This is a genomic window from Niallia sp. FSL W8-0951 (assembly GCF_038006525.1).
Lineage (GTDB): Bacteria > Bacillota > Bacilli > Bacillales > Cytobacillaceae > Niallia > Niallia circulans.
Map to the genome: position 1 here is coordinate 1,941,016 of NZ_JBBOVK010000001.1, position 25,945 is coordinate 1,966,960.

At 36.2% G+C, this 25,945-nt stretch carries 28 protein-coding genes and 1 pseudogene; 4 read left to right on the plus strand and 25 right to left on the minus strand.

Going from position 1 to position 25,945, the window contains the following annotated elements:
* Positions 1-46 precede the first annotated feature (46 nt).
* From lysA to NSS71_RS09750, 9 genes are all read right to left on the minus strand, one after another.
* Positions 47-1,372 carry a diaminopimelate decarboxylase gene (lysA, locus tag NSS71_RS09710; protein WP_047940321.1) on the minus strand — a complete coding sequence of 442 codons (1,326 nt, stop codon included), beginning with the start codon at positions 1,370-1,372 and terminating at the stop codon, positions 47-49.
* Positions 1,373-1,676: 304 nt separating this feature from the next.
* Positions 1,677-3,152 (minus strand): spore germination protein, encoded by a 1,476-nt coding sequence (locus NSS71_RS09715; RefSeq protein WP_047940320.1) that lies wholly within the window; start codon positions 3,150-3,152, stop codon positions 1,677-1,679.
* Complete coding sequence (locus NSS71_RS09720; RefSeq protein ID WP_047940319.1) at positions 3,103-3,714, minus strand: stage V sporulation protein AE; 612 nt, start codon at positions 3,712-3,714, stop codon at positions 3,103-3,105. Before NSS71_RS09720 ends, NSS71_RS09715 begins: the two co-directional genes overlap by 50 nt.
* A 37-nt stretch (positions 3,715-3,751) precedes the next feature.
* Positions 3,752-4,171 (minus strand): stage V sporulation protein AB, encoded by a 420-nt coding sequence (locus NSS71_RS09725; RefSeq protein ID WP_152679991.1) that lies wholly within the window; start codon positions 4,169-4,171, stop codon positions 3,752-3,754.
* Complete coding sequence (locus tag NSS71_RS09730) at positions 4,161-4,781, minus strand: stage V sporulation protein AA (protein WP_061798632.1); 621 nt, start codon at positions 4,779-4,781, stop codon at positions 4,161-4,163. Before NSS71_RS09730 ends, NSS71_RS09725 begins: the two co-directional genes overlap by 11 nt.
* A gap of 152 nt (positions 4,782-4,933) precedes the next feature.
* On the minus strand, positions 4,934-5,692 hold the full coding sequence (gene sigF / locus NSS71_RS09735; protein WP_341151608.1) for an RNA polymerase sporulation sigma factor SigF: 759 nt from the start codon (positions 5,690-5,692) through the stop codon (positions 4,934-4,936).
* Between the two features lie 12 nt (positions 5,693-5,704).
* Positions 5,705-6,145 (minus strand): anti-sigma F factor, encoded by a 441-nt coding sequence (gene spoIIAB, locus NSS71_RS09740; protein ID WP_047940317.1) that lies wholly within the window; start codon positions 6,143-6,145, stop codon positions 5,705-5,707.
* Between the two features lies 1 nt (position 6,146).
* A complete protein-coding gene (gene spoIIAA, locus NSS71_RS09745) occupies positions 6,147-6,497 on the minus strand; it encodes an anti-sigma F factor antagonist (RefSeq protein ID WP_047940316.1) in 351 nt (116 codons plus the stop codon).
* 132 nt (positions 6,498-6,629) lie between these two features.
* Positions 6,630-7,793: a D-alanyl-D-alanine carboxypeptidase family protein gene (locus NSS71_RS09750; RefSeq protein ID WP_047940315.1), complete on the minus strand. Its 1,164-nt coding sequence runs from the start codon at positions 7,791-7,793 to the stop codon at positions 6,630-6,632.
* Positions 7,794-7,985: 192 nt separating this feature from the next.
* On the opposite strand from NSS71_RS09750, the gene map reads away from it, so the two are divergent.
* The 3 genes from map to NSS71_RS09765 all read left to right on the plus strand — a co-directional run bounded on the left by map (position 7,986) and on the right by NSS71_RS09765 (position 10,682).
* Positions 7,986-8,732 carry a type I methionyl aminopeptidase gene (gene map, locus NSS71_RS09755; protein ID WP_047940314.1) on the plus strand — a complete coding sequence of 249 codons (747 nt, stop codon included), beginning with the start codon at positions 7,986-7,988 and terminating at the stop codon, positions 8,730-8,732.
* 130 nt (positions 8,733-8,862) lie between these two features.
* On the plus strand, positions 8,863-9,399 hold the full coding sequence (locus tag NSS71_RS09760; RefSeq protein WP_047940313.1) for an RNA polymerase sigma factor: 537 nt from the start codon (positions 8,863-8,865) through the stop codon (positions 9,397-9,399).
* Complete coding sequence (locus NSS71_RS09765) at positions 9,387-10,682, plus strand: DUF4179 domain-containing protein (protein ID WP_047940312.1); 1,296 nt, start codon at positions 9,387-9,389, stop codon at positions 10,680-10,682. The genes NSS71_RS09760 and NSS71_RS09765 overlap by 13 nt, the downstream gene beginning before the upstream one ends.
* A gap of 58 nt (positions 10,683-10,740) precedes the next feature.
* On the opposite strand, the gene NSS71_RS09770 is transcribed toward NSS71_RS09765, so the two are convergent.
* The 10 genes and pseudogenes from NSS71_RS09770 to NSS71_RS09815 form a co-directional block, all read right to left on the minus strand.
* Complete coding sequence (locus NSS71_RS09770) at positions 10,741-12,051, minus strand: pyrimidine-nucleoside phosphorylase (RefSeq protein ID WP_047940311.1); 1,311 nt, start codon at positions 12,049-12,051, stop codon at positions 10,741-10,743.
* A gap of 165 nt (positions 12,052-12,216) precedes the next feature.
* Positions 12,217-13,038, minus strand: a complete 822-nt coding sequence (locus NSS71_RS09775) for a purine-nucleoside phosphorylase (RefSeq protein ID WP_144544859.1) — start codon at positions 13,036-13,038, stop codon at positions 12,217-12,219.
* Positions 13,039-13,050: 12 nt separating this feature from the next.
* Positions 13,051-14,235, minus strand: a complete 1,185-nt coding sequence (gene deoB / locus NSS71_RS09780) for a phosphopentomutase (RefSeq protein WP_047940309.1) — start codon at positions 14,233-14,235, stop codon at positions 13,051-13,053.
* Positions 14,236-15,416: 1,181 nt separating this feature from the next.
* On the minus strand, positions 15,417-15,959 hold the full coding sequence (locus NSS71_RS09785; RefSeq protein WP_095259127.1) for a T6SS immunity protein Tdi1 domain-containing protein: 543 nt from the start codon (positions 15,957-15,959) through the stop codon (positions 15,417-15,419).
* A 14-nt stretch (positions 15,960-15,973) separates the two neighbouring features.
* On the minus strand, positions 15,974-16,444 hold the full coding sequence (locus tag NSS71_RS09790; RefSeq protein ID WP_144580901.1) for a polymorphic toxin type 15 domain-containing protein: 471 nt from the start codon (positions 16,442-16,444) through the stop codon (positions 15,974-15,976).
* 573 nt (positions 16,445-17,017) lie between these two features.
* Positions 17,018-17,217, minus strand: a pseudogene (locus tag NSS71_RS09795) (recombinase family protein); the annotation flags it as partial.
* A gap of 708 nt (positions 17,218-17,925) precedes the next feature.
* Positions 17,926-18,399: an SMI1/KNR4 family protein gene (locus tag NSS71_RS09800; protein WP_095259574.1), complete on the minus strand. Its 474-nt coding sequence runs from the start codon at positions 18,397-18,399 to the stop codon at positions 17,926-17,928.
* A 21-nt stretch (positions 18,400-18,420) separates the two neighbouring features.
* Positions 18,421-18,765 (minus strand): HNH endonuclease signature motif containing protein, encoded by a 345-nt coding sequence (locus NSS71_RS09805; RefSeq protein ID WP_235850159.1) that lies wholly within the window; start codon positions 18,763-18,765, stop codon positions 18,421-18,423.
* A 240-nt stretch (positions 18,766-19,005) separates the two neighbouring features.
* A complete protein-coding gene (locus tag NSS71_RS09810; protein WP_445668931.1) occupies positions 19,006-20,094 on the minus strand; it encodes an IS110 family transposase in 1,089 nt (362 codons plus the stop codon).
* 282 nt (positions 20,095-20,376) lie between these two features.
* A complete protein-coding gene (locus NSS71_RS09815) occupies positions 20,377-21,156 on the minus strand; it encodes a recombinase family protein (protein WP_095259576.1) in 780 nt (259 codons plus the stop codon).
* Between the two features lie 165 nt (positions 21,157-21,321).
* Between NSS71_RS09815 and NSS71_RS09820 the strand changes: the two genes are divergently transcribed.
* A complete protein-coding gene (locus NSS71_RS09820) occupies positions 21,322-21,522 on the plus strand; it encodes a helix-turn-helix domain-containing protein (RefSeq protein WP_095259577.1) in 201 nt (66 codons plus the stop codon).
* A 335-nt stretch (positions 21,523-21,857) separates the two neighbouring features.
* Here NSS71_RS09820 and NSS71_RS09825 read toward each other — a convergent pair whose 3' ends face one another.
* The 6 genes from NSS71_RS09825 to NSS71_RS09850 are packed head-to-tail and all read right to left on the minus strand — an operon-like array spanning position 21,858 to position 25,682.
* Complete coding sequence (locus NSS71_RS09825) at positions 21,858-22,070, minus strand: bacteriocin immunity protein (RefSeq protein WP_095259578.1); 213 nt, start codon at positions 22,068-22,070, stop codon at positions 21,858-21,860.
* A gap of 46 nt (positions 22,071-22,116) precedes the next feature.
* The gene (locus tag NSS71_RS09830) at positions 22,117-22,635 is read right to left on the minus strand and encodes a SecY-interacting protein Syd (protein WP_026906920.1); all 519 of its coding nucleotides are present in this window, start codon (positions 22,633-22,635) and stop codon (positions 22,117-22,119) included.
* Between the two features lie 30 nt (positions 22,636-22,665).
* A complete protein-coding gene (locus NSS71_RS09835) occupies positions 22,666-24,447 on the minus strand; it encodes a hypothetical protein (protein WP_341151609.1) in 1,782 nt (593 codons plus the stop codon).
* Positions 24,444-24,752: a hypothetical protein gene (locus NSS71_RS09840; RefSeq protein WP_047940544.1), complete on the minus strand. Its 309-nt coding sequence runs from the start codon at positions 24,750-24,752 to the stop codon at positions 24,444-24,446. Before NSS71_RS09840 ends, NSS71_RS09835 begins: the two co-directional genes overlap by 4 nt.
* A 25-nt stretch (positions 24,753-24,777) precedes the next feature.
* Positions 24,778-24,987 carry a hypothetical protein gene (locus NSS71_RS09845; RefSeq protein ID WP_341151610.1) on the minus strand — a complete coding sequence of 70 codons (210 nt, stop codon included), beginning with the start codon at positions 24,985-24,987 and terminating at the stop codon, positions 24,778-24,780.
* Positions 24,987-25,682 (minus strand): DUF4176 domain-containing protein, encoded by a 696-nt coding sequence (locus tag NSS71_RS09850; protein ID WP_341151611.1) that lies wholly within the window; start codon positions 25,680-25,682, stop codon positions 24,987-24,989. The genes NSS71_RS09845 and NSS71_RS09850 overlap by 1 nt, the downstream gene beginning before the upstream one ends.
* Positions 25,683-25,945 lie beyond the last annotated feature (263 nt).

Below are 25,945 nucleotides of genomic sequence, written 5' to 3' on the forward strand. Positions count from 1 at the left end.
TTTACTCAAGTAAAAAAGGGAGTCTTAGCGACTCCCTTTTTTAGCTTTATTTTTTTAATGAAGCTGTTTCTTTTAATGGCAAGTCTAAGCGTAATAAATCTTCAAATGATTCTCTCTTCACTACCACTCTTGCTTCTCCATTTTCCACGAACACAACAGGTGGTCTTGGGATTCGATTATAATTGTTTGCCATCGAATATCCGTATGCTCCTGTACAGAATACAGCAAGTACATCATGATCGCCTGCTTTAGGTAAAGGAAGGTCCCAAATAAGCATATCTCCTGATTCACAGCATTTTCCTGCAATGGAAACTGTTTCATCTGGGGCTTGCAGCGGTTTATTTGCCAGCACTGCTTCATATTTGGCCTGATATAAAGCAGGACGAATATTATCGCTCATTCCTCCATCAATTGCTAAATATTTTCTAACATTCGGTACTTCCTTTCGTGAACCGATTTTATATAAAGTCGTTCCTGCATCCCCTACAAGAGATCTGCCTGGCTCAATCCAAATTTCCGGCATTTGCATTTCTAAGTTGTTTACTTGTTCTTTTACTTCCTTGATAATTACTTCTACATACTCAGCTGGCTGAATAGGCTGGTCTTCCTCGGTATAACGAATACCAAATCCACCACCTAAATTTAATACTTTTGATTCAAAATGATGATTGGCTTTCCATTCTGATAAATGTGCCATTATTTTTTGGGCAGCGAGAACAAAACCTGTTGTATCAAAAATCTGAGACCCAATATGACAATGAAGGCCTAGTACCTCTATGAACGGCGATTTAATCGCTTCTAACAACGCTTTTTCTGCTTGTCCATTTTGTAAATCAAACCCAAATTTAGAATCTTCTTGACCAGTTAAAATATAATCATGAGTATGTGCCTCAATTCCAGGCGTCACTCTTAGTAAGATCGACATTTTCCTATTTTTTTCTTCACATAGTTGAGTAAGCATTTCAAGCTCATAAAAATTATCGACAACAATGCAGCCAATCTGTTCGTCAATTGCCATCAATAGTTCTTCTTTACTTTTATTATTCCCATGAAAATGAATTCTTTCTACAGGGAAATCTGCAGCAATTGCAGTATATAACTCACCACCGGAAACTACATCTAATGATAAGCCTTCTTCGTTTGCTAGTTGAACCATTGCTATAGTAGAAAAAGCTTTGCTTGCATAAGCCACTTGCGCTTTTACTCCAAGCTGATCAAAAGTCTCCTTAAAACCTTTCGCCCTTTCTCTAATTAATTCAACATCATATACATAAACAGGTGTTCCAAATTTTTCGACTAATTCCAGTGTATCGACTCCACCTATTTCAAGATGACCTGCATCGTTCACTTTTGAAGTTCCGTAATAGTGCATGGATTCCCCTCTATTCTTCTATAAAATTATATCTCCTATTAAAAACAGACAGTCTACTTAACGAAGAACTTGTCTGTGTGTGAAACATATAAATATCATCATAATTAACATTAGTCTCACTGTGATAAACTTGTGAAAGGAGCGCTAATGAAAGTTTCACTTTATTAATAACTCTGTTTAATTATCCAAATGTACCATAAATTCAGCCAATTCTCAAGTGGCTGTTCAGCTAATTTAACAAAGGAGCGGACAGATTATTCCCTCTATTAATAAGAAGTAATCTGTCCGCATAAATATACTTTTACTACCTCTTAAATCGATCCTGTGGATGCAAATGACTTGGTCTAATTTTATTTCCTGGAACAGCACGGCGAATGATAATTTGGGCCAAAGCTATTGGATGAAAAGGAATAAATGGCCATAGATAAGGCACATTTAATGTTGTTGTTCGAATTAAGAATAGAAGATACAGGGTCATTCCAATAACAAAGCCAGGAGTATGAAAAATAGCTACAACGATTAACAAGACAAGCCGAACAATTTTGTTAGCGATCCCAAGTTCATAACTAGGTGTAGCAAAGTTACCAATTGCAGCAACTGATACATACAGAATAACTTCTGGAACAAATAGTCCTACATCAATCGCAATTTGGCCAATGAGAACAGCTGCTATCAATCCCATTGCGGTTGACAATGGTGTTGGTGTATGAATGGCCGCAATCCTTAAAAATTCAAGCCCGAGATCTGCAATGAAAATCTGTACAACAATTGGAATGTTTGTTGTTTCATTTGGTCCGATAAAAGCAAGCCTTTCTGGCAGCAGGGATGGCTCCAGCACAGCTAAAAACCAAAATGGCAGGAAAAAGATAGAGGCGATAATCCCTAAAAACCGAACCCATCTCACAAAGGTTCCAACCATAGGTGATTGTCTATATTCCTCTGCATGCTGCAAATGATGAAAAAAAGTAGCTGGTGTTATAATGACACTTGGAGATGTATCGACATAGATAATGACATGGCCTTCTAATAAATGAGTTGCAGCTACATCTGCTCGTTCCGTATATCTTACGAGAGGATAAGGATTATAGCCTTGCTTTAATAAAAACTCTTCAATCGTTTTATCAGCCATTGTTAGTCCATCTGTTTTTAAGTTTTTCATTTCCTTTTTTACAATTTCAATTAAATCAGGATCCGCCACTCCATCAATATACCCTACGGCAATATCGGTTTTAGAACGCTCTCCCACTCTCATAATTTCAAAGCGTAATCGTTCATCTCTAATTCTTCTTCTTGTGATGGCAGTGTTTACGATAATATTCTCAACAAACCCATCACGTGAACCTCTGACTACCTTTTCCGTATCGGGTTCTTCTGGCATTCTTCCTGGATAACTTCGCACATCAATAATAAGACCATGATCATAACCTTCAATAACAACTGCTACTAATCCAGACAGAACTTGGTCGACTAATTCATCCATTTTTTCAATAACTTGTACACTTTGGTGGACCAATTGATTCTGAATAATATCAAATGTATCTCTTGCTTGTGATTTACGATCCGCATCATTTAAAAATAGTAGCTGCTCCAATAATTCTGCAATCAACACACTATCGCATAATCCATTTACATAATATAAATTAACTTCTTTTCGCATTACTTTAAATTTTCGAACACCCAGATCGAAGCTAGTTCCAAGCCCGACCCGATCCTTCATATACTTTTCGATTTTATCTAGTTCTTCGTATATTTGGATCTTCTTTTCTGTCTTGCTGCTCATAAAAACCACTTCTTTCTAAAATATATTCTACTGCTTTCCGTGTAATCGGGGCGCCTTTTTCATAAGAGTCCTTTTTCCCCATCTTCCCAATGTCCCCAATACCAACAACAAGGGGAAGATTTAATTCATCTAGAATATACACAGTATCTCCATTAACTCTTCCTAACTCCATTTCTGGAATTCCATATTTGTCAACACCATATGGCGTCAATTCACCATCTTGGTCGATGGCAACATCTATTTTTGTCCATTCCTCTCGTCTTGTTCTGCTTGCTACTGCAAGTACTCCCAAGACTTCTAAATCAGGATGAGTAGCTATGTACTTTAGTGCATTCTCGCCATTTCCTTCTCCCACAAAGCCGCTATCATCAAACATGACTAAGACTGGATCATTTTTTGCTTGCTTAATAAAAGATAATATTTCCTCTCCGCTATGATTACTTGGATTACCGAAGGAGGTAGAAATACATCTTCCCCCAATCTCCTTTGCAACCATTTCAACAGCTCTTCTGGCATATTCATCTCCATCTGTTATAAGGATTACCTTTCTCCTATTTTCCATTTCCCATACTTCCTTTCTGTCTCCATTACATTCAGCCTCAAGGAATAAAATATACCCAATGAAATAAGGAGCCAAAGATCTTACCAAATACAAGAGCCATCATTAATACCAATAACTTGTCATCAATTCCAATTCGCTTTGCTAAAAGGGGGAATACATCCAGCACTTCTGTTAATGCTGCTGCTATCATCCCAATATAAATTCCTCCAGCAATGCCCATTATGATAAGCAGAAATGATGGTAAGGAAAAACTAGGTTCTCTCAAAAAAGCAAGTGTCCCAGAAACAGCTCCTAAAACAGCAGCCCATTCATATGCATAAATCTTACTAAATGTTTTTGTTAGCTGTGTCAGTCTTGGGATAATACCGAATACGGTTAAAAAGGCAACGTAACCAGCCCCAACGGTTATTCCCCACGCTAAACCGACAAAGATTACAAATAAGATATTAATGATCATCTAGTTTTTTTATGCTTTCTTTATTTTCATGCATAATCATGTACTGATCTAAGGACTGCTGATAATTGAATACTTCCACTTCTAATGGACTAGGCTCTTCATTAAGGCGTTTCTTAAACACATGGTTGAAAAAAATGACCATTCCAAGACCTAATCCTACAGAATAAGGAATCTGAAAAATTAATGGTTTTTCAATCTCCTTCCCTGTAATCATTTTATAAACTCTCTGATGAACAGATTGCATGCTTACATCTTCATGAAAGTTCATAATCGTTAATCCAGAACCAATAAAAAGTAATAGCCAAACCAAGATAAATAACGGAAGTGTCACTTTTCTCTTCTTAAAAACAACCTCAATGATCGTTTGAGCTGGTCCAATTAGTTGGATTTCAACTTCTTTATGGATTTTTTTAATTTCACGAATAACTAGCGTACTATCAATAATGATTATATTCTTATCTTGTTCTGTAATATGGTATAGACATACATCCTTTAGTGTAGACAGCAATTCATCTGTTGCAATTATTTGTGCAAGGTCTTTCAGAAATATCCGTTCATTTGACTTTTTTTGAATGCGATGTCTCATTCTGATATATATTGTCTCTGCCATTTTTTCACGTCCTAACACGTTGTTTTCACCATGACTGTAGTATTCGATTATCATGATAAAATTATGAAAGTCTGTTAAATGGTAATTTTTTCACTTTTTATATAAAAACAAAATAGCCGCTAATCCACGATGCGGACTTGCGGCTATTTCCTTTAAAGATCCATTTGCTCTTTCATTTGTATTAATATTTTTTTCTCCAGCCTAGAAACTTGAACTTGAGAAATCCCTAGCCTCGTTGCTACTTCGGATTGAGTCTGATCTTTATAATATCGTAAATAAACAATCAGACGCTCTCGTTCATCAAGCTCCCTAATAGCTTCCTGTAAAGCAATCTTATCAAACCATTTTCCTTCATTACCATCATCTATTTGATCCAGTAATGTAATGGGATCGCCATCATTTTCATAAACAGTTTCATGAATCGAGGATGGCGCTCTTGCAGCTTCTTGTGCGAGAACGATATCTTCTGGAGGTATCTCTAAAAACTCGGAAAGTTCCCCGACTGTTGGTGTTCTGCCATATTGCTTCGATAACTCGTCCTTCGCCTTTCGAATTTTATTACTTAATTCTTTTAACGATCTACTAACCTTTACCGTCCCATCATCACGGATAAATCGTTGAATTTCTCCGATAATCATTGGTACTGCATAGGTAGAAAATTTTACATCATAGCTTAAATCAAATTTATCAACTGATTTTAATAGCCCGATACATCCTATTTGAAATAAATCATCAGGATCATATCCCCTATTTAAAAATCTTTGCACGACTGACCAAACAAGACGCATATTTTTCTGAACGATAGTATCTCTTGCTGATTGATCTCCATCTTGGCTTCGCTTTATTAAGTCCTTGACTTCATGGTCTTTTAGATACGTTTCCTTATTATCTTTCTTTACCTCCACATCCATAGACGATTCTCCTTAATTGCTTAGCATTTTGCTTTTCATTAAATGCTTACGCAGACGAATCTCTGTTCCGCTATCTGGACTTGACTGAATTTCGATTTCATCCATAAAATTTTCCATGATGGTAAATCCCATACCAGATCGTTCAAGCTCTGGTTTTGTCGTAAATAATGGCTGTCTTGCTTCCTCTACATCGAAAATTCCTTTCCCTTCATCTCTGATGGTTAAATCAATGTATGAATCTTCTAATATAACAGAAATATAAACAATTCCATTCGGATCATTTTCATAACCGTGGATAATGCAGTTAGTCACTGCTTCTGAAACAACTGTTTTAATTTCCGTTAATTCATCCATTGTTGGATCTAACTGTGTAATAAATGCAGCAACCGTTACACGTGCAAATGATTCATTCTGGCTGAGTGCGCTAAATTGAATGTGCATTTCGTTTCTCATCTTAAGCTACCCCCAATCGTTGTAGGGCAAATTCTTCATTTGTTTCCAGCTTCATAATTTTAAACATGCCAGACATATCAAATAAACGCTGAACGCTTGGGGAGATAGCACAAATGACCATTTCTCCTCCAAGCTGTTTAATTTGCTTATATCTTCCCAATATAACTCCTAAGCCAGAACTATCCATAAACGTTAAATGTTCAAGATTTAACACGATATGACGAATACTATAGCTCTCGATTGCAGTTGTTGCTTTTGTCCGTAATTCTTCTGCATAGTGATGATCCAATTCCCCAGATAGGCGTATACAAAGTACATTATTTTTTATTTCCAACTCAATATTAAGACTCACTAGAATAGCCTCCTTATTTGGTTTAAAGAAACTATTCTAGGTTTTCATGCAATTTCCTTCTCCACAGACAAAACTAGTGTTCTTTCGCTAAAAACAGAAGGAATATAAATGAATTCGACAAAAGAAATAAAACTATTCTGTTTTTGTAAACATTCCTGCAGAGCGTTTAAATAATGTCCACCATTTTGCTGATTTCACTTCTTTTTGTGCTACCAACGGACTTGTCACAAGGGTTTTCCCGTCTTTTTTATAGGATATTTTTCCAATTTCCTGCCCTTTTTCAATTGGAGCTTTTAATTTTTTATTCATCGTAATTTCCTTCTCTAATTTATCGATTTGCTCCCCTTTTTTCGTTAAGATAGAAATTGGTTCGCTCGTAACGGCTGTCACTTCTTTCTCTGATCCTTTGCTTACTTTTACTTTACCAATCGCTTCTTCTCGTTTATGCAAAGGATGTGTTTCATATTGACTAAATGCATAATCCAGCATTTTTGTTACTTGAGCATTTCTTTCTTTCGAGGTTGGCGCACCGAAAACAACTGCAATTACACGCATTCCATTTTTCATAGCAGTTGCGGTTAAACAATATTTTGCTTCAGCTGTAAATCCTGTTTTTAATCCGTCCACGCCTGGATAAAACTTAACAAGACGGTTTGTGTTAACTAGCCAAAACTTCTTATCAGTATCTTCTCTTAAATAATCTTCATATGTGCCAGTAAATTTCGTTATATCTTCATATTTAAGCAATTCCTTTGCCATTAATGCCATATCTTTTGCAGAACTGTAATGATCTGTTACTGGAAGTCCTGTCACATTTTGAAACTTGGTGCTTTCTAAGCCTAATTCTTTTGCTTTTTCGTTCATTAATTGAACAAACTCTTCTTCAGATCCTGCTAATCTTTCCGCAACTGCTACAGCTGCATCATTTCCAGATCCAATGGCAATTCCTTTTAACATTTGCTCGGTTGTCATCTCTTCCCCAGGTTCAAGGAAAATTTGTGAGCCTCCCATAGATGCCGCATGCTCACTTGTACGTATTTTCTCATCTAACTTTAATTTTCCTTGATCAATTGCTTCCATGATCAGAAGCATCGTCATTATTTTTGTCATACTGGCAGGAGGAAGTTTTTCCTCGCTGTTTTTTTCATACATAATAGTTCCTGTATCTCGATCAATTAAAATGGCTGATTTTACATTTTCAACTAATTCTTGCTTTTTCTCAGCAGCTAAAGTGCCCGGTGCCAAAATTGATGTCATAAAACAGGTAATGATTAACAATGATATGATGCGTTTCATCTATTGACCCTCCATTCTATATAGCATCCATTTTTTCCAAAAAAAACAAGTTTATACAGCCAATGAAGAATATTCATGAAATAATTTGAATAGCACTAAAGGAAGATAGAATGTTTCATGCATTTCATAGGTATCGTTAGGCTAGTTTACTGATCTAGGTTATAATGAATAGAGTTCAAAGGAGGATAACAATTGATTCATTTAAAGACACCTGAGCAAATTGAAAAAATAAGAAAAGCAGGAGAAATTCTTGCTGATTGTCATAAAGAAATTAAAAAGTTAATCAAACCAGGCATTACTACGGAAGAAATCGATGCATTTGCGGAAAACTTTATTTTACAAAGAGGAGCCACTCCAGAACAAAAGGGCTATCACGGTTATCCTTTTGCAACTTGTGCATCTATTAATGATGTAATCTGTCATGGTTTTCCTTCCAAAAGCCCCTTAAAAGATGGAGATATTGTTACGATAGATATGGTAGTAAACTTAGATGGATGGCTTGCTGATTCCGCCTGGTCTTATGCGGTTGGGAATATCTCCGAAGAGGCAAAAAACTTATTAAAAACAACCGAAGAGGCATTATACATAGGGATAGAACAAGCGGTCATTGGAAACAAAGTAGGAGATATCTCCCATGCCATTCAAACGTTCGCTGAAGCAAAAGGTTATGGGGTAGTGCGAGATTTTGTAGGACATGCGATTGGCAGAGAAATGCACGAACTCCCACAAATCCCTCACTATGGTCCTCCACACGTTGGGACACCTCTTAAAGAGGGGATGGTTATTACCATTGAACCAATGCTAAATATCGGTATGTATCATGCCAAGGTTGATTTGGATGGATGGACAGCACGAACTGTTGATGGCAGCCTTTCTGCGCAATATGAACATACCTTAGCCATTACAGCTAATGGACCAGTAATCTTAACGAAACAATAAGGGGAAACACCCAATGGCAGATTGCAAGCCATTGGGTGTCTTTTTGTTGTCCTGAAAATATTCATATATTAAATACAAAAAAATGAACTTTTTAAACGATAAAATACTCTTATAAGCGAGAGGTGAAGACATGAATGATGAACAACTTGTACAGAAGGCAAAAAAGCGGAATAAAAAAGCCTTGCTTCAATTAGTGATGCAGCAAAAAGACGATTATTATCGTCTAGCATATTCCTATATGGGGAATTCTCATGATGCGATGGATGCAATGGAAGAAATGATCATCATCTTATATGAGAAAATTGCTCAGCTCGAAAAAATTGAATCTTTCTATAGCTGGAGTAAAACTATCTTAGTGAATATTTGTAAGGGGAAATTAAAAAAGAAACGTAGAGAAATAGTTATGGATGACTTAGAGCAGCACAATCTTTTACATACAACCGATCCCTATAAATATTCAGTGGAAACACTAGACATTGTACAATTATTAACAAAATTAACCCCAGTCCAAGCGGAAGCAATCAAGCTAAAGTACTTTCACGATTTCGATAATGAGACGATTGCCAGCATCATGAAAGTATCTACCGGCACAGTAAAATCCAGAATACACAATGGCTTAAAACGATTAAAGAAGATGTATGGAGGGGAAGATAAGTGGAATCTTTAGAGGATAAACTACTAGAGGAAAAAAAGAAAATCGCAGAAATAACAGCTCCGCCAGAATTAGAACAGCGACTAAGCAAAGCACTTTTTGATAAAAAAACAAACTCTCCTAACCTAAAGAGATGGTTTCTCTTTTCTGCTGCTGCAATAATTCTATTAATTTTTATGACGTATCAATCAAGTGCATTGGCTTATTACGGCAAAAAACTGTTAGGATTCGATACCATTATGAATCAATCCTTAAAAGATTTAAATGACAAAGGATTTGGGCAAAATATTGAGAAGTCTTATCTATTAGAAAATGGTACTATATTAACAATCAATGGACTTATGTCCGATGAAAATAGATTGGTTGTTTATATTACATTAGAAAATGATAAAGGCTTGCCAGATGATCTAGATCACATTTTTTCACCAAGGAACATTACTGGCTTTTTTACAAATGCAAAAATGAATAGCTCTGTTTTTGAAAAAAATGATGACAAAACAAAAATCACGGGAATATTAAATTTTGATCCCATTAATGCTTTTTCGAAAAAGCTCCAGCTGCACTATGTTTACTGGAAAGATGATGAAACAATGGAAGGTACAACTGATATCTCCTTTCCCTATAATCATAAGGAAGCATTACAAACAAAAATGAAGCAATCTATCAATAAAAAATGGAATGTAGATAAAGGTACTATTCATTTTAAAAGAATCACAGCTACTCCTACTCAAACGGTTATAGAAGGCACGTTTCATGTCGACAATTATGACCGGCTCAATCATGGTTTTAATGGAGTAGAGCTAGTCGCAAATGGTCAGCCTCTCTCCCAAGAAGGCTATACTACTTCTTCATCCATTAACAAAAACAATACATTTTCGATTGAATATGATGGCCTTCCAGAAGATATCCATTCACTCGAAATTCTCATGAAAGACTTTATCGGTTATAAATCGATAAATAAATCCATTGCGCTTACAGGAAAAGAAGAAAATAGAGTAATACCATTAGAGAATGATGAAGTAACTATAAAGAACATCCAGTTAAATGATATGCTATCAATAAGTATCTCCTCGAGTGATTCTGTTTTATTAGATAAAGTAAGTATTATCAATGAAGAGCAAGAAAGAATTCCTTTAAAAACAACAACCAATCACCAGTTGATAACTAACAAGGATGGAACAATTAATAATGAGCGATCATTGCTATTTGACACAAAATCTCGGCCGCTGGAACTGCATATTGGCGGATTGCATTATGTGAAAGAATACAATAAAACTTTAGCTATTCCTCTTCAATAAAGAAAGCAAAAGACTCACAAATGATCAGCTATTAGCTTCAATCGTGAGTCTTTTCTTCTTATTCTGTAATTATTTCATAAATTAGCGTAGGAGCTTTTACTTCATTTGGTGAAAGCTTAATATTTTCATCCAATTTTTTTATTACATCGTCTACTTCTTCCGTATTGCTATAAATCGTAACGAGTGATTCGCCAGCCTCCACTTTATCTCCTATTTTCTTGCGTAAAACTAAGCCTACCGCCAGATCAATTTCTGAGTCTTTTGTTGCTCGGCCAGCTCCTAATAACATAGCAGCAGTCCCAATGCTGTCAGCTGTTATTTCTGCGACATAGCCTGATTCTTTTGCTGGAAGCTCCGTAATAAATTTAGCTTTAGGTAATAAATCTGTTTGATCCACAACAGAAGCATCTCCACCTTGGGAACTTAAGAAAATTTTAAACGTTTCGAGCGCTTTGCCATTATCTATTACCTCTTGCAGCATTTCTCTCGCTCTATCCGTTGATTCTGCCTTTCCAGCTAAATAGACCATATGACTCCCTAAAGTTAAACATAGTTCCGTCAAATCTTCTGGTCCATGCCCCTTTAATGTATCAATTGCCTCTTTTACTTCTAGTGCATTTCCGATTGCATATCCTAAAGGCTGACTCATATCAGAAATAACAGCCATTGTTTTCCTGCCCACATTATTCCCTATTTGCACCATTGCTTCAGCAAGCTCTCTAGATGCATCCAATGTTTTCATAAATGCTCCAGCACCTGTTTTCACATCTAAGCAAATGGCATCTGCACCTGCTGCAATTTTCTTACTCATGATACTGCTGGCAATCAATGGAATACTGTTAACAGTCGCGGTTACATCTCGTAAAGCATATAACTTCTTATCAGCAGGAGTGAGGTTCCCACTTTGTCCAATAACCGCTAATTTATTCTTATTTACTAGGTCAATAAACTCCTCTTTTTCTATTTCCACATGGAAACCTTTTACTGATTCTAATTTATCGATGGTTCCACCAGTATGACCGAGTCCTCTTCCACTCATTTTCGCCACTGGAACACCTACTGATGCCACTAATGGTCCCAATACTAATGTGGTAGTATCGCCAACTCCCCCAGTTGAATGTTTATCCACTTTAATTCCTTCAATGGCAGATAAATCAATGACATCTCCTGAATGAACCATTGCCATTGTTAATTCAGCACGTTCAGCTGCTGTCATATCTTGAAAAAACACAGCCATACTAAATGCACTCATTTGATAATCAGGAATCGTTCCATCTGTATAGCCTTTAATAATAAAAGAGATTTCTTCTTTGGATAATTCTAAACCGTTCCTTTTCTTCTCAATTAAATCGACCATTCTGAATGCCATAATTTGAATTCTCCTTCATATGTATGGAATTTTTTTCTTTAAAATTGCAAAAATTCAAGTCAAATTACTGCTTTTTTTAATTTTTTTATTTATGTAAACGGTGTAAAAATATATCTGTCTAAAGAGTTACCGGTAAATCAGTAACTCTTTAGGATGAAAACTTCATTATGCACCTATATGTTTAATTAGCTCTTTCACATATTGCAGGAAATTTGCTTTTACCTTTTCTGTTGTTTCGATTACTTCTTCATGATTCAGTGGTTGATCTAGAATACCTGCAGCCATATTAGAAATACAAGAAATCCCTAATACTTTCAGACCTGCATGACGAGCGACTATTACTTCCGGAACAGTCGACATCCCCACTGCATCGCCGCCTAATACGCGAAGCATTCTTACTTCTGCTGGCGTTTCATATGATGGACCTGTGTTTCCCACATAGACACCCTCCTGAATACTCAGTCCAATACTGCTTGCGACCTTGCGTGCTGTATCACGCAGATTTCTGCAATATGCTTCTGACATATCAGGGAATCTCACCCCTAACTTACTGTCATTTGGTCCGATTAATGGATTGGTGCCCATATTATTAATATGATCAGAGATTAGCATTAAATCACCAGGTGCAAAGTTTTCATTCACCCCGCCTGCAGCATTGGTTACAATTAATTTTTCTACTCCTAATTCCTTCATAACGCGAACTGGGAAAGTTACTTTATCAAATGTATACCCTTCATAAAAGTGGAAACGACCTTGCATTGCTACCACTTCGATTCCCTTAATTGTACCGAATACAAGTTGTCCAGCGTGACCTTCTACTGTTGATACCGGAAATTCTGGAATTTCTTCATAAGGTATTTTTACTGGATTTTCGATTTCCCCTGCAAGAACGCCTAAGCCTGAGCCTAGAATTAAACCAATTTTAGGTGTTTTCGCATATTTTTGTTTTAAAAAATCAGCTGATTGCTTAATCATCGTATAATTCATTTTTTATTCCCCTTATATTAAGTCATTTAAGAAGCTTGTGCCATGCTTTGGCATCTTTACGCTGAAATTATCTGCTACTGTTGCTCCAATATCAGCAAACGTTTTACGTAGCGGCAGCTCTTTCGGTTCCTTTAATGATTTGCTATATACTAATAATGGTACATACTCTCTTGTGTGATCTGTTCCATGATGGATCGGATCATTTCCATGATCAGCGGTAATGATTAATAAATCATCTTCCTTCAGTAATTCCAATACTTCTGGCAGTCTAGCATCATACTCTTCTAATGCCTTTCCATAGCCAATTGGGTCTCTTCTATGTCCAAATAAAGCATCAAAATCTACTAAATTTAAGAAGCTTAAACCTGTAAAATCCATTTTTAGTGTGTCAACTAGTTTGTCCATCCCATCCATATTGGAGACGGTTCTCAATGATTTTGTCACACCTTCTCCATCATAAATATCAGAGATTTTTCCAATAGCAATACTCTCAATTTGATTATCTTTCAATTCATTCATTACAGTTCGATCAAATGGCTTTAGAGCATAGTCATGACGATTTGCAGTACGTTTAAAGTCGCCTGGCTCGCCAATAAATGGTCTAGCAATAATACGACCAACCATATATTTCTCATCGAGTGTCAATTCTCTTGCTAATTCACAAATACGATACAATTCATCTAAAGGAACAATGTCTTCATGTGCAGCAATTTGCAGCACAGAATCTGCTGATGTGTAGACGATTAAAGCACCAGTCTTCATATGCTCTTCGCCTAGCTCATCTAGAATTTCTGTTCCACTAGCTGGTTTATTTCCAATGATCTTGCGTCCAGATTTTTCTTCGATTTCATTTAATAGTTCATCTGGGAATCCTTCCGGGAATACACGGAATGGTGTCGCAATGTTTAGACCCATTATCTCCCAGTGTCCAGTCATGGTATCTTTTCCGTTTGATGCTTCTTGCATTTTTGTATAATAAGCAATTGGAGTATCAGCCCGCTCAACACCAGCAATTTCCTCAATATTACTAAGACCTAATTTCGCCATGTTCGGCATATGAAGACCATTCATTCTTTGAGCAATATGCCCTAATGTATGTGCTCCTTCATCATTAAATTTTTTCGCATCAGGTGCCTCGCCAATCCCTACAGAATCCATTACAATTAGGAAAACACGATTATATTTATATGTAGACATCTTTTTCCTCCTTTTACCATTTCATTTAACCCTATTTTGTCCTACTATATGTATCTTTATTAACCATAAAAATTATAGCATAATCGTCAGAAGTCTGACATCTTTTTCAAAATTGTTATCTTTCACTTTGGAAAAATAAAAATTGTTTTCTATTTTCTTCTTCATTATACCTTTTTTCATATAAAAAGAAAAAAGAACACTGTTCGAAGTTGACTAACCTAAATCAATGAACACCATAAAACACCTTCGAACGGTACACTTAAACAAAGTACTAACTCAAAGATGTTATATCACTGCACCATATTGCTAGGTCAGTCTAATTGTTTATATCTCTATGGTTTTATATAATTTATTCCTGTGTTAGAGGTGGAAGAGTTACAACTAACTCGCCTTTAGGGGGTAAACAGAAATGATGTCCTCACCAAATTTTTAAAATTCTCTTCTTCTACTTCCATTTTACCAAGCAGAATAAGTCTGCTAAATATGGAATTTCTTTATCTGGATATATTTCTATAAACTCATCTGACCTTGTAATCGATAAAATCACTATTCTCTAATTCTGTTCCAAGTTTACTTGACACGATGAAGGCAGGAGTTGGCTCTAAAAGGTTAGCTCCTATCCATCCTTCAAATTCATAATGTAAATATTTTATCTGTTCTGATATCCCCTCTCTTCTGTGCAATTTCTTCTTCTATTCCCTAAATGGTATATTCCCCATGGTCACCTGATACTTTTGGTTTTAAAAAATATAAATCATTCATTCCTTCCTACCACAATCTTATCTTTTCACTAGCGGATTAAATATTTACCATTTTAAAACCAATAGCGAATATTTTACGACCGTCTCTAGTAAAAATACAACTATAAGTTAATTTTCTTAAGCAATGAAGTAGTACCATCATGGAGTATTGATTTTATATTTGGATTTTGTGAGAAGTACGATAAATAGGCGACATGACATTTTATATGGCAGGGGTAGTTGTTGAAAAAACTAACGAGAACGACAAAGCTCGTGGCGATAAACAATGCGTAACGTAAAGTGTGTTGTTTTAAGCTATGAATTTCAGTAAAAAGTAATATCCAATAACGTCCAAAGTTAAGATTTCTAAAAAAAAACAAAAACACCTAATTCCTAATAAGAATCAAGTGTATAGTTAATTCTGTAACATACTTCTGAATATTACTGAACTGGTCCCATAAATTCAGTAATAATAAGAATATGTTCCTTTAGTTTGACTTTTTTTAGATTCTCTACTTTTTCTGCTCCACCTAAACCTAATAGCGGTGTATAACCGAAGCACTCATCATAATCCAACTCACTATATTGTTTAAGGGCTTCAGGATAAGGTTGCCAAGACAAGTCTTCATCTTTAAATTCCAAATCATTAATATTTTGAAAGAAAAATTCAAATGTAAACATAATTGTCTTTACCACACCATACCTGTAATTAATTAGTCTAACATATCCATCTGACCAAATAACTAGGTCACCCATACCTGTAGCAAACAACACAACTGAATCCTTGTATCTTTGACTAGTCTCTCCCAAAATCTCTTTAAATTCCTCTGGATTTACACTTTTAAAATACCCTTGCATAAATGTACCAAATCCATAATTACTCCATAAATCTATAATTTCATTTGGTACCAGTTGCCTATATTTCTCAATGATTTCACTCGGAACTTTATTATGCAATTTAAAATCTTTTAAGTATTTTTCCATTTATACTCCTCCCACTAATGTGTTAATTTCACATTCAAATAAGTATTTTTTAGTTGTTCTGGTGTCATACTTTTTGCTAATTCCTTGATTTGTTCATCAACAATATCAATTCTATACCGCCATTGACTACCTATTGATGAATTTATTCTCTTATCTCCCAAACCTCCTATTACTTCTGCCTTTCCTCCTGCTATCTGGTCTGGGTTGTGAAGTGCAGCTTGAGTATCTAACCACTCCTTAGCTTGTTTCTTAGCTTTCGATAACGTTAATCCTTCTCTTTGTAGTTCATTTATCTTTTGTACATAAGCTTCTTCTCTAGCTGCTTGTTGTGCAGCGTTACCTTCAATTGCACGCCCTTGTTCAATATACTTCTCACGATTTTTTAAATACTCATCAACTGTTAGTTCATTCATTCCTTTTTCTTGGTCTTTTAATTGTCTTGTAAACTCTTCAGGATCATGTTTTACATTTCTATTAAAGTTCACTTCAATTTTTTTTATTCTAGGTACATCATCTAAGTGCTTTACATTACCCGTACCCTTAGTAGTTCCCTTCCCTTCCACTTTCCTCAAAGAGACCGGAACGATTGAATCCATCCGATTTTCTATCGTGGCTCTGCTCCACACATTGATAGGAGCCTGATTCGCTGTACTTAGTTGGAAGGACGGATTGGGCATAAAGGTTTGTCTAAAGAAGTGGGTGACTTCTTGGACATATTGCTTTCCACTATTTTTTATGCCATTAGGCCATAGGCTGTTCTCTTTCTTGCTTCCATCGATCCGTTGGAGCGATTCTGTTGTTTTTTGTGTAATGGCTGAACGGATTCCGTTGGCTTTATTTTTACTTTTTTCTCCTTTTAACAGCTTTAGGTATTTTGTTGGCCGACATATGGGAGGAAGGAAGTGGCTGCACTTCCCGATACATACATAATCCCTTCTTTTTCGGCGGTGTCTGTTATAGACTGCGCCATCAATTCAAGGACGATTGTAGGATCGTTTTATAACTACATTTCGAATGCTTTCCAGCTGTTGTTTATTATATCTACTTCGTTCTCTTTCTTCCTGTAAGCCCACCCTGTCTATTTCAAATGCTTCGTCATTCAATTTGGCGCCGCTAATTCCTTCCTCTCTAAAAATATAATCAAGTTCAGGCCTTGTTCTTTACAAAACGCTTAATTTTCATCTTCTTGATATTTCAAGCTATATCCATCTCTTGCCTTACCTTGAGTTGAGACTCGTATATACCCAACAATGTTCAACTTTTCACCCTCCCGTTACATAAATTTTAATTTTCGTAACGCTTTTTAGCGAATAGCGAGTATTATACGACCGTCTCTTGTAAAAATACAACCCAATTTTTGTCTGGCCCTGTTGCTATACTAGTAACCTTCTTACGTAACCTACCTTTTATCGCCACGAGCTTTGTCACTCGTTAGTTTGTCAACCATTCCATATCATAACTACCCCTGCTATGTAAAATGTCATCTCGCCCATTTCTCTTTCTTATTCAGTCCCGCCAAGTATTAAAACGATACTCCTTGATGGTACAACCATCATGAGCTTTCGATTTTCATGTAAATCATTTTCTTTTTGTCTCACTCAAAAATCCTCACTTTCTTTTTACTAGATTTATGTATCTGTATCGTTTAGCACTACGAGCTTTGTCATTGTTGTCTTTAGTTTGTGGTTTTGTAGTATAATAAGTCCTCTTTGCATGTAAAAATGTAGTCTCACCTATTTATCTTATTATTTTCACAAACACAGTATTAAAACAAATGCCTTGATGGTATAACCATCATGAATTATGAATTTTCATTAGCATTTTTCATGTAGACCAAAGCTTAAATTTCTCACAAAAAACAAAAAGCACCTGTTGCCTATTAGACAATCAAGTGCTTAAAGTAAATTAAATAAGTGTTACTAACTTACGGGCATTATATCAAGGTTTAGATACTACCAACAAGTATCTATTCTGTTAACATATTTAAAAATTCTTCAAAGCTATTACTTACAATATATGTTATAGGATTTAAATCTGAAGACTCTTCATGATTCCAAACGCATACAATAGGCTCTTCAACATTGTTACGATAGTCTAAGCAAACAAAGTCACCTGCAAATAAAACAGCTATTGGTAGCAGTTCAGTACCTACTAAATTTTCATCAAAAACAATTCTTTCGTCTAGTTGTGTTCTAACTACTCCTATATCGTAATACTCATCATCTCTTTCACCGGTTATTTTTAAAATACATAAAAACCTATCAATCGCATAAATATGGCTATTACACTTAAAACTATCCTTTATAGGAGTACCACCATTATATTTTTTTATAAATTCTTTATACGTCTCTGGTAAATTTATTCTCCACTTACCTTCCTTTTCAGAAAGCAAAGTATCGTCCGGCAAGGGATAAATTATTGAACCATCCTTAAATTCCATTACTATACCTCCTCAATATTATTATCTTGGAGCGTCGGCCCACATACCTTTTGTCCTTCCACTACTATGAGGTGTAATATTATGAATTCCAAAGGGGACTAGCTCCATTTTACCAGGAACCTCCGTATGATGCCACGTCATCCCTTTTCTTGTACCACCAATTTGTTCGTCTAACCACTTAAACTGTTCTTTATCCGATAACTTCCAAAATCTCTCTGGTAGCTGAACAGTCTCTTCTACAATACCTGCACTTGCAAAGTCGGCAAATCCATACCTCATACCATCTGCTTTTGTAACCTTTATTTCAGGAATATGTCCTTTTTCTATAGCCATTTCTTTTATCTTTCTTTTTTGAGCAGAAGACAAGCTATCTCCACTCGGAATAGTATCATCCCAAGACCAAGGTTTGTTTAAATCAACATGTTCTTTATATACTTTTGCATAGTCTTCAATGACTTCATCAAATTTCTTGTTACCATTTATAAAATCATCAATATTTCTTAAATTAGTTTCACTAACTCCCTTATCTTTAACCGTACCCTTAGGAATATCTAAATAAGTACTTAATAAAAGGATGGCAGTCTATTCAACCACCACCCAAACTGATTAACTTGCCTTCGTTTCAGGCATTCTTAGCAGAATATAAGCCGTTTTATTTTTCATCATACCATAGACAATTCTGACTAATCTCCTCATAATACAGAGAAGGGCTTGTGACTTGGATTTCCCTTCACTTTGCTTTTGATTATAGTAAGCATAAAACACAGGATTACGAGGAATTTTACTCCCCTTACTTACTTGAACTTGTTGAACAGCTAGGTTGTAAAAAACATCATACAGCTTTCGGTTGCCTTGTTTTGTTTTCTTCATCGTTTCCTTACCGCCCGAACCCATCTTAATAGGGGCTACGCCTGAATACCTTGCTAGTTTATCAGAATTGGTGAAACGATGAATATCACCGATTTCTGCAATTAAAGCGGAGGCAGTCACCGTATCAATCCCTGGCATGGTTTCAAGCTGCATACCTAACTTTTGAATGGTTACCTTTAACTCTGTATCCATCTTCTTAATCTCCTGTTTGGTATAGCTGATATTTCTAACCATGCTTTGAATGATAAAATCTCTAGATGTCTGATATTCTCTTTTTACTTCACCATCAGCTTGAACAAATAATAATATCTTTTCTGCTTTTCTAGTTGAACAAGCGTTGTTACTTGCTTCTAGTAAGAATGTTCGTAAGCCTTCCATTGTTACCCCCTTCAAATGAGAAGGCGAAGGATAGCTTTCCCAAAAGGCTAAAGCTGTTTTTCCATCTACTTCTGAAAAGAAATCCTTATAGCTTGGGTAATGATAGTTTAATTGAATGTGGAGTTGATTTTTTAATGCTGTTTGTGCTTTTATTATAGCGTTTCTTCTGCCTACAAGTTGACCGATTACCCAATGAATGTCAGATGGTGAAGTGTCAGGTAAATGAGGTAGCTGTCGGATTAAAACATTTGCTACACATTGAGCGTCCCAACTATCATTCTTTTGGGTCATCGCATAGCTGTTACGTTCGGAGTTGGATAGAGAGGAATTAACAAATTTCACGAAATATCCTTGTTCTATCAGATATAACGCTACATCCCTGCCATAGCCGCCCACATCTTCTAATCCAAATACAGGGGTCAAGCCTTCTGTAAGATACCTATTCACATATTCTAGTAAGCTAGGAAAGGCGGTTGGGTTGGTTTGTTTTGAATGGTCTTTTCTCCTAACTTCTCAAACCAACAATCCACTATCACCGCTGTATGTTGGAACTTGTGTAAATCTAATCCAATATAAATATGCTTATCTCTTTTCATCAGAAAACTTCACCCCTATATTAGAATGGAACGATTAAAGTAAGACAGAGAATGTCGGCAACCTTAGGTCGAGCGTTAGTCTCTAGGGACTCGCAAGGGTACGAAAGCCTATCCATTCTCTATCTGTTAACCGTTATAAAATGGCTTGATGTTTGCCATCTGCTATTATTTCACCATAGTGGTATAACCCACTATAAAAGGCTTTTCTATCTAAAATCCTTTTGACTTGGACTTTAGTAAACAACTTTTCTTGTTTTGTTCGATGACCTTCCTCATTCAGATGTTCCGCTAGGTGAGTTAATGACCATGAAGGATACTGCTCCTTTAAGTCAAACACTCGTTGTACGGTTTTGGCTTGTCTATCATCTATGACAAGGATTTTCTTGCCTTTTTCCACTTTGTAGCCTAATGCGACATTTCCACCTGCATAGCCGCCCTGTTGGGCTTTCTTATTCCGCCCTCTCCCTAGCTTTAAAGAGATTTCTAATCGTTGATATTGGTCTAATAACTCCATTAAACCATTGATTAAAAAATCGCTAGGGTCTTTCTTATGGATACTGTATTGCGGTTGTTCAATACTCCGGATGTCTACTCCATACTTTTTCAATTCCCGATGAACCAACACTTTCACAATGTCTGACCGCCATAAACGGCTTGTATTCAGTGTGACAACATAATCCACCTTTTTTTGATGGGTGAGATACTCCAACATCTCCTGAAAGCCTAATCTGTCCACTTCTAACGCTTCTTCGTCTACTTTAGCCCCACTGATACCCTCGTCCTTAAACAAGCGTAAAAGCGTATATCCTTGAGCCTGACAGTATGCCTTTATTTCATCTTTTTGGTAAGCAAGGCTGTATCCATCCCTTGCTTGACCTTGTGTAGATACTCGAATATATCCGATAACTTTCATGGTATTTTCCCCCTCCGTTACGCAAATTAGGATTAACGTAACGCTTAGCCGCTATATTTAATATAAATTTATTGTATGCAGCTTTAGCGATACAATCAACCCCTTTACCGATACAAATTTATTGTGTATCTTAAAAGTAACATGAATAAGAGGAAGGGAAGTACCATGCCTATTACAATCAAGCTAAAGGAAATCCTAAAAGAACGTGACCTTTCACAACGTGAATTAGCACGTATGACAGGGCTGCGGCCTAATACTATCAGTCACCTTTGTTCAGAAAACGTAGATAGGGTATATCTATCAACATTAGAAACAGTATGCAAAGTGTTAGACATCGACATTCAGGAATTAATCGAGGTGGAGTAGTCTTCTTACTATAGTCATCGTTCTATGTACGTAAAAGTTGCGAAAAAATTTAAAAGGCAGTGAGAAAGCGAAGGTAAGGTTTTGAACAATTGAAATGGTGGTAGCTGATGATATTATGGTTATTTGCTTAATAAAATAAAGAGTAGATAGGGCATACGTTTTATAAGTGTTGTACGTACTAAAGGATTTATTAAAACATTATATAGGGCTTACATGTATTATCTCCTTTTCTCTAAATAAATCGGAATTGTTCGACACTGGGTAGCCCCGCATAAAAAAAGAAACCTTGAAGTAAATAGCCCTTCAAGGTTCTACAAAGAGTATTCTAAATACAATTATTTTTCTTCTTTATATGCTAATGCAATCTCCACTACTTCCTCTGGTAATAAATCCTCATCGTTCCAAAAAAATAAGTCACTGGGAGCAGGGTGAGGAACATTTTCTTCTAAGATTTCTATATATTCACTTACCTCTTCATCAGATAGCATAGGATTATATATTTTATTTACTAGTTCAACTAGTTCTTTAACGGTTAGTTTCTGATACATAATTGTGTACTTATCCTTGTTGAGATATTTGACACTAAATAAAATTCTATCTCTTCAGTCTCAAATTCCCTATTAATTCTTGGATATTCTCAGCAATATGCTCAAATGTCCCTCTTTCAAAATCTTCTAATTGTATTATTCCATTATTGTTCTCAATAACCACCAACAAACCATTCCCTTCAATCCCAATAGGTATCTTCTTTAAACTATCCCCATGATTTTCTTTATATCCTTTCAGTGACTCTCGGAATGAACTTATCTCGCTATTCGGTAGCACAGGCTCTAATGCAATATAGTGTTCCTGATAAAATCCATCTAAATCTGCAAACCAATATGAGTTAAAATATTCAACTATTGATTTATGCAATTTTATATCAAATTCATCTTCTAAACTTGTAAAGTCCTGTGAAACAGTCCTTTCTACAGGTTTCCATGAGATATATTCTTCCTCATCAACTTCTCCATCATAAATTATTAGGTTATCTTCACTACTAATTGGTGTTTTAAATAAAAAATCTAAACCTTCATTAGCTATCTCTTTTCTCATTTGAAAGTATATCTGCATTGCTTCTTTTATTGACAAAGTTATCACCCTTTACTTATTTAAAAATTTTTCAAGTAATTCAGCATACTCACTGTCATTTCCCCAAACACCTGCAGCTTTTTCCGCATTATGTATACCACCTGTTCCTGGGTGTAGCTTGGAAGGCACTGCAACTGCTTGACCACCCCCACCTACATGATGATGGATTAATTTATCATTATATAATTCCTTTATATCATATTGAGGGAAGTGTTCTCTAAATGTTTTATCATTTATCGGAGAGAAACCCAATTGAATTTTTTGTTTATTTGCTTTACTTAAACTTTCTGGATGTTTATTCATTATTTCTTTCCAATAAAAGTCTTTATCACGTAACCAGCCTTCTGAATTGGTTCCTGCTTTACCCTTGCCCACATAAGGCATTTCTACTGTAATTCTTGAGTCTGCAGTATATTTTTCTTCTAATTTTTTTAAATCAGCATTCCTATAAGTTCTTATAGGATGATTAGCATTATCTATACCCTTAGTAGTCTCCTTCCCTTCCACTTTCCTCAAAGAGGCTGGAACGATTGAATCCATCCGATTTTCTATTGTGGCTCTGCTCCACACATTGATAGGAGCCTGATTCGCTGTACTTAGTTGGAAGGACGGATTGGGCATAAAGTTTTGTCTAAAGAAGTGGGTAACTTCTTGGACATATTGTTTTCCACTATTTTTTATGCCATTAGGCCATAGGCTGTTCTCTTTCTTGCTTCCATCGATTCGTTGGAGCGATTTTGTTGTTTTTTGTGAAATGGCTGAACGGATTTCGTTGGCTTTATTTTTACTTTTTTCTCCTTTTAACAGCTTTAGGTATTTTGCTTGGCCGACATATGGGAGGAAGGAAGTGGCTGCACTTCCCGATACATACATGATCCCTTCTTTTTCGGCGGTGTCTGTTATAGACTGCGCCATCGATTCAAGGACGATTACGGGATCGTGTATAACCGCATCGAGCGTTTCTGTAGCACTCTCTATCCTTTTCGTAGAAGCTTTTTTTAGAAAATCCGGCTCTATAGAATCTGGAATTATTCCTGATGCGGCCACGATTCCAGCATCGATCACAAGCGTAATAAGGCCTTTGGCTATCTCATAAATCGCTACTGCGAGCCCTTTTACAAAATCCCAAGCTCCCTCTGCTGTTACAGAAATCACATCGCTTACCTTTTCAGAGAAGGTTGTATAACGATCCTTGACCTGAGAGGCCTTGTTTGCATATTCATCATCTGTATTTTCATACTTTTTTACTTTTGACTCATAGAGATCCCACAGCTCTTCCATTTTATTTTTTAGCTTGGATTGAACAGATTCCATATCATTTCGAATGCTTTCCAGCTGTTGTTTATTATATCTGCTTCGCTCTTTTTCTTCCGGATCTGTATCGTCAAACAGACTAAATAGAAGGCTGGGGGACCGATACGTTTCCTGAATGGCGCGGCTAAGTCTATAGGTTACTCCCCATTCAATCTGGGTGAGATTTCCCCAAATATCGTTCCGATCGACTCTCATCATGCTGTTTCTGGAAATAGGGGTAATATAGGCAGTGGTATCAGCCACATAGTTTTCAAACAATGTTAATAAATCCTCTATTTGCGTCTGGTAGCTATTAATCGTTTTCTTGGATTCCTGCATAAGATCTTCCCAGGCTTCCAGACTCTTTCCCGCGTTCCTCTCTGTATAGCCAGCTATCGTATGGAGAGAAGTGTGCATCTGATGAAGGGCCCGCTTATATGTATGAAGCTGTTCAATAATCTGATCCAGAATCCCATAGTTAATTTTTAAGTCCCGTTTCATGACTGGCCGCTCCGAATGTCCTTGCTGATTTCTTCGTCTGCCTTTGTCATTTCTTCCAATATGCTTTTACCGGCTGTATAGACAGCATGCATATTTTTTACTAACTCTTTATTTACATCATTATTCATATGATCCAGAATAGCATCTACTTTATCAATGAAATCAGAATGAAAGTTTTTCAGCTGATTTCTTGTGCCCGTACGAAAGGTGTCTGTGTAACTACTAAACTCATCGATACTGGATTGCAGGGTTTGTAAAGTAGCCTGTAACTCACGGATATCCATCTTTATCTGTGCGGTTCCCAATGGTAAACTCCTCTCTCCTATTTTCTCATCTAAAAGGAACGGATTCAATAGCGACAATCAGTCGATTCAGTTCTATAATCATTTCTTCTATTTTTTCCCGCATCTCTTCTTCCACAGAGGCATTTTCTAAGTCCATTTGCTCAAAATTTTTCTGTATGCCCTCTTTGGCATCTTCCAAAAAAGAGATCATATTTGATACTAAGCTAGAGGAAAAGCCTGACGTATAGTTTGCCATTATCTTTCACCAGCTCTTTCCATTTCCACTTGTAACGATTGCATGTCCTGTGCGGAAAACTCAATCGATGTCATCTTTTTTTCTACAACTAGCTCTTCTTTCATAAGCAGTTCAAATGCTTCTTCCCTCTCATCTTTAAAACCCATATGTATGACATTTGTAATCAAAGGCTCTGTGAAATAAAGGATGGCATCTTTCTTCATTTCTCCTACAGGATAAACCACACCGCCGTACGGAAAAAACGTTTGATAACCTGTTGGAACGGTATAACGCTTGGTGATGACAATTTTGGCTGCTGAAGAAGTTTGCTGTTCTGGCAGAAAGTAAAGCGGATTCAGTTCCACAACTGACCCTAATGGCAGCACTTCTCTCATTATTTCTATGCAGGAAGTAACGAAGGGGAAGAAAAGATGGTCCTGTAAACGATAATGGGACTGTCTAAACTGAATCACATGCTCCTTATCCTCTTTTCTATAATAAATGGCCTCCTGGTTAGTGCTCTTTATATCATAGGAACGGAGCCCTTGCTTATAAGCAAAATAGAGTTCCCGAAAGACGAGCTCGTCCTCCAAATATAAGTCAGCAAACGCATGGATTGCCGCACGATATTTCCCCTTTGATTCATCGGATAAAGAAACCATGAGCTGAGCTATTTTTTTCATTGCCAACGCCTTTAACTGTTTTCTATCATTCAAATGGCTCCCTCCCTGCCATGTAAATATTTTACATACATATATTATAAATGAGGGAATTGGAAATGATAAGGTTAAAAATAGCTAAATACCAAAGACTTACTTATATTCCTTTATTTTCCTAAATACCCCTTCATTCAAATGCTGTCTACTAATAATTTTGAAGCCGGAAAGACTGACTCAATCAAAGGCTAATTTTGCTTTTTCCTACTAAATTTTCTAAATCAGATTCTATCCTCCTTAGTATATTTTTTGAAATCCTGCAA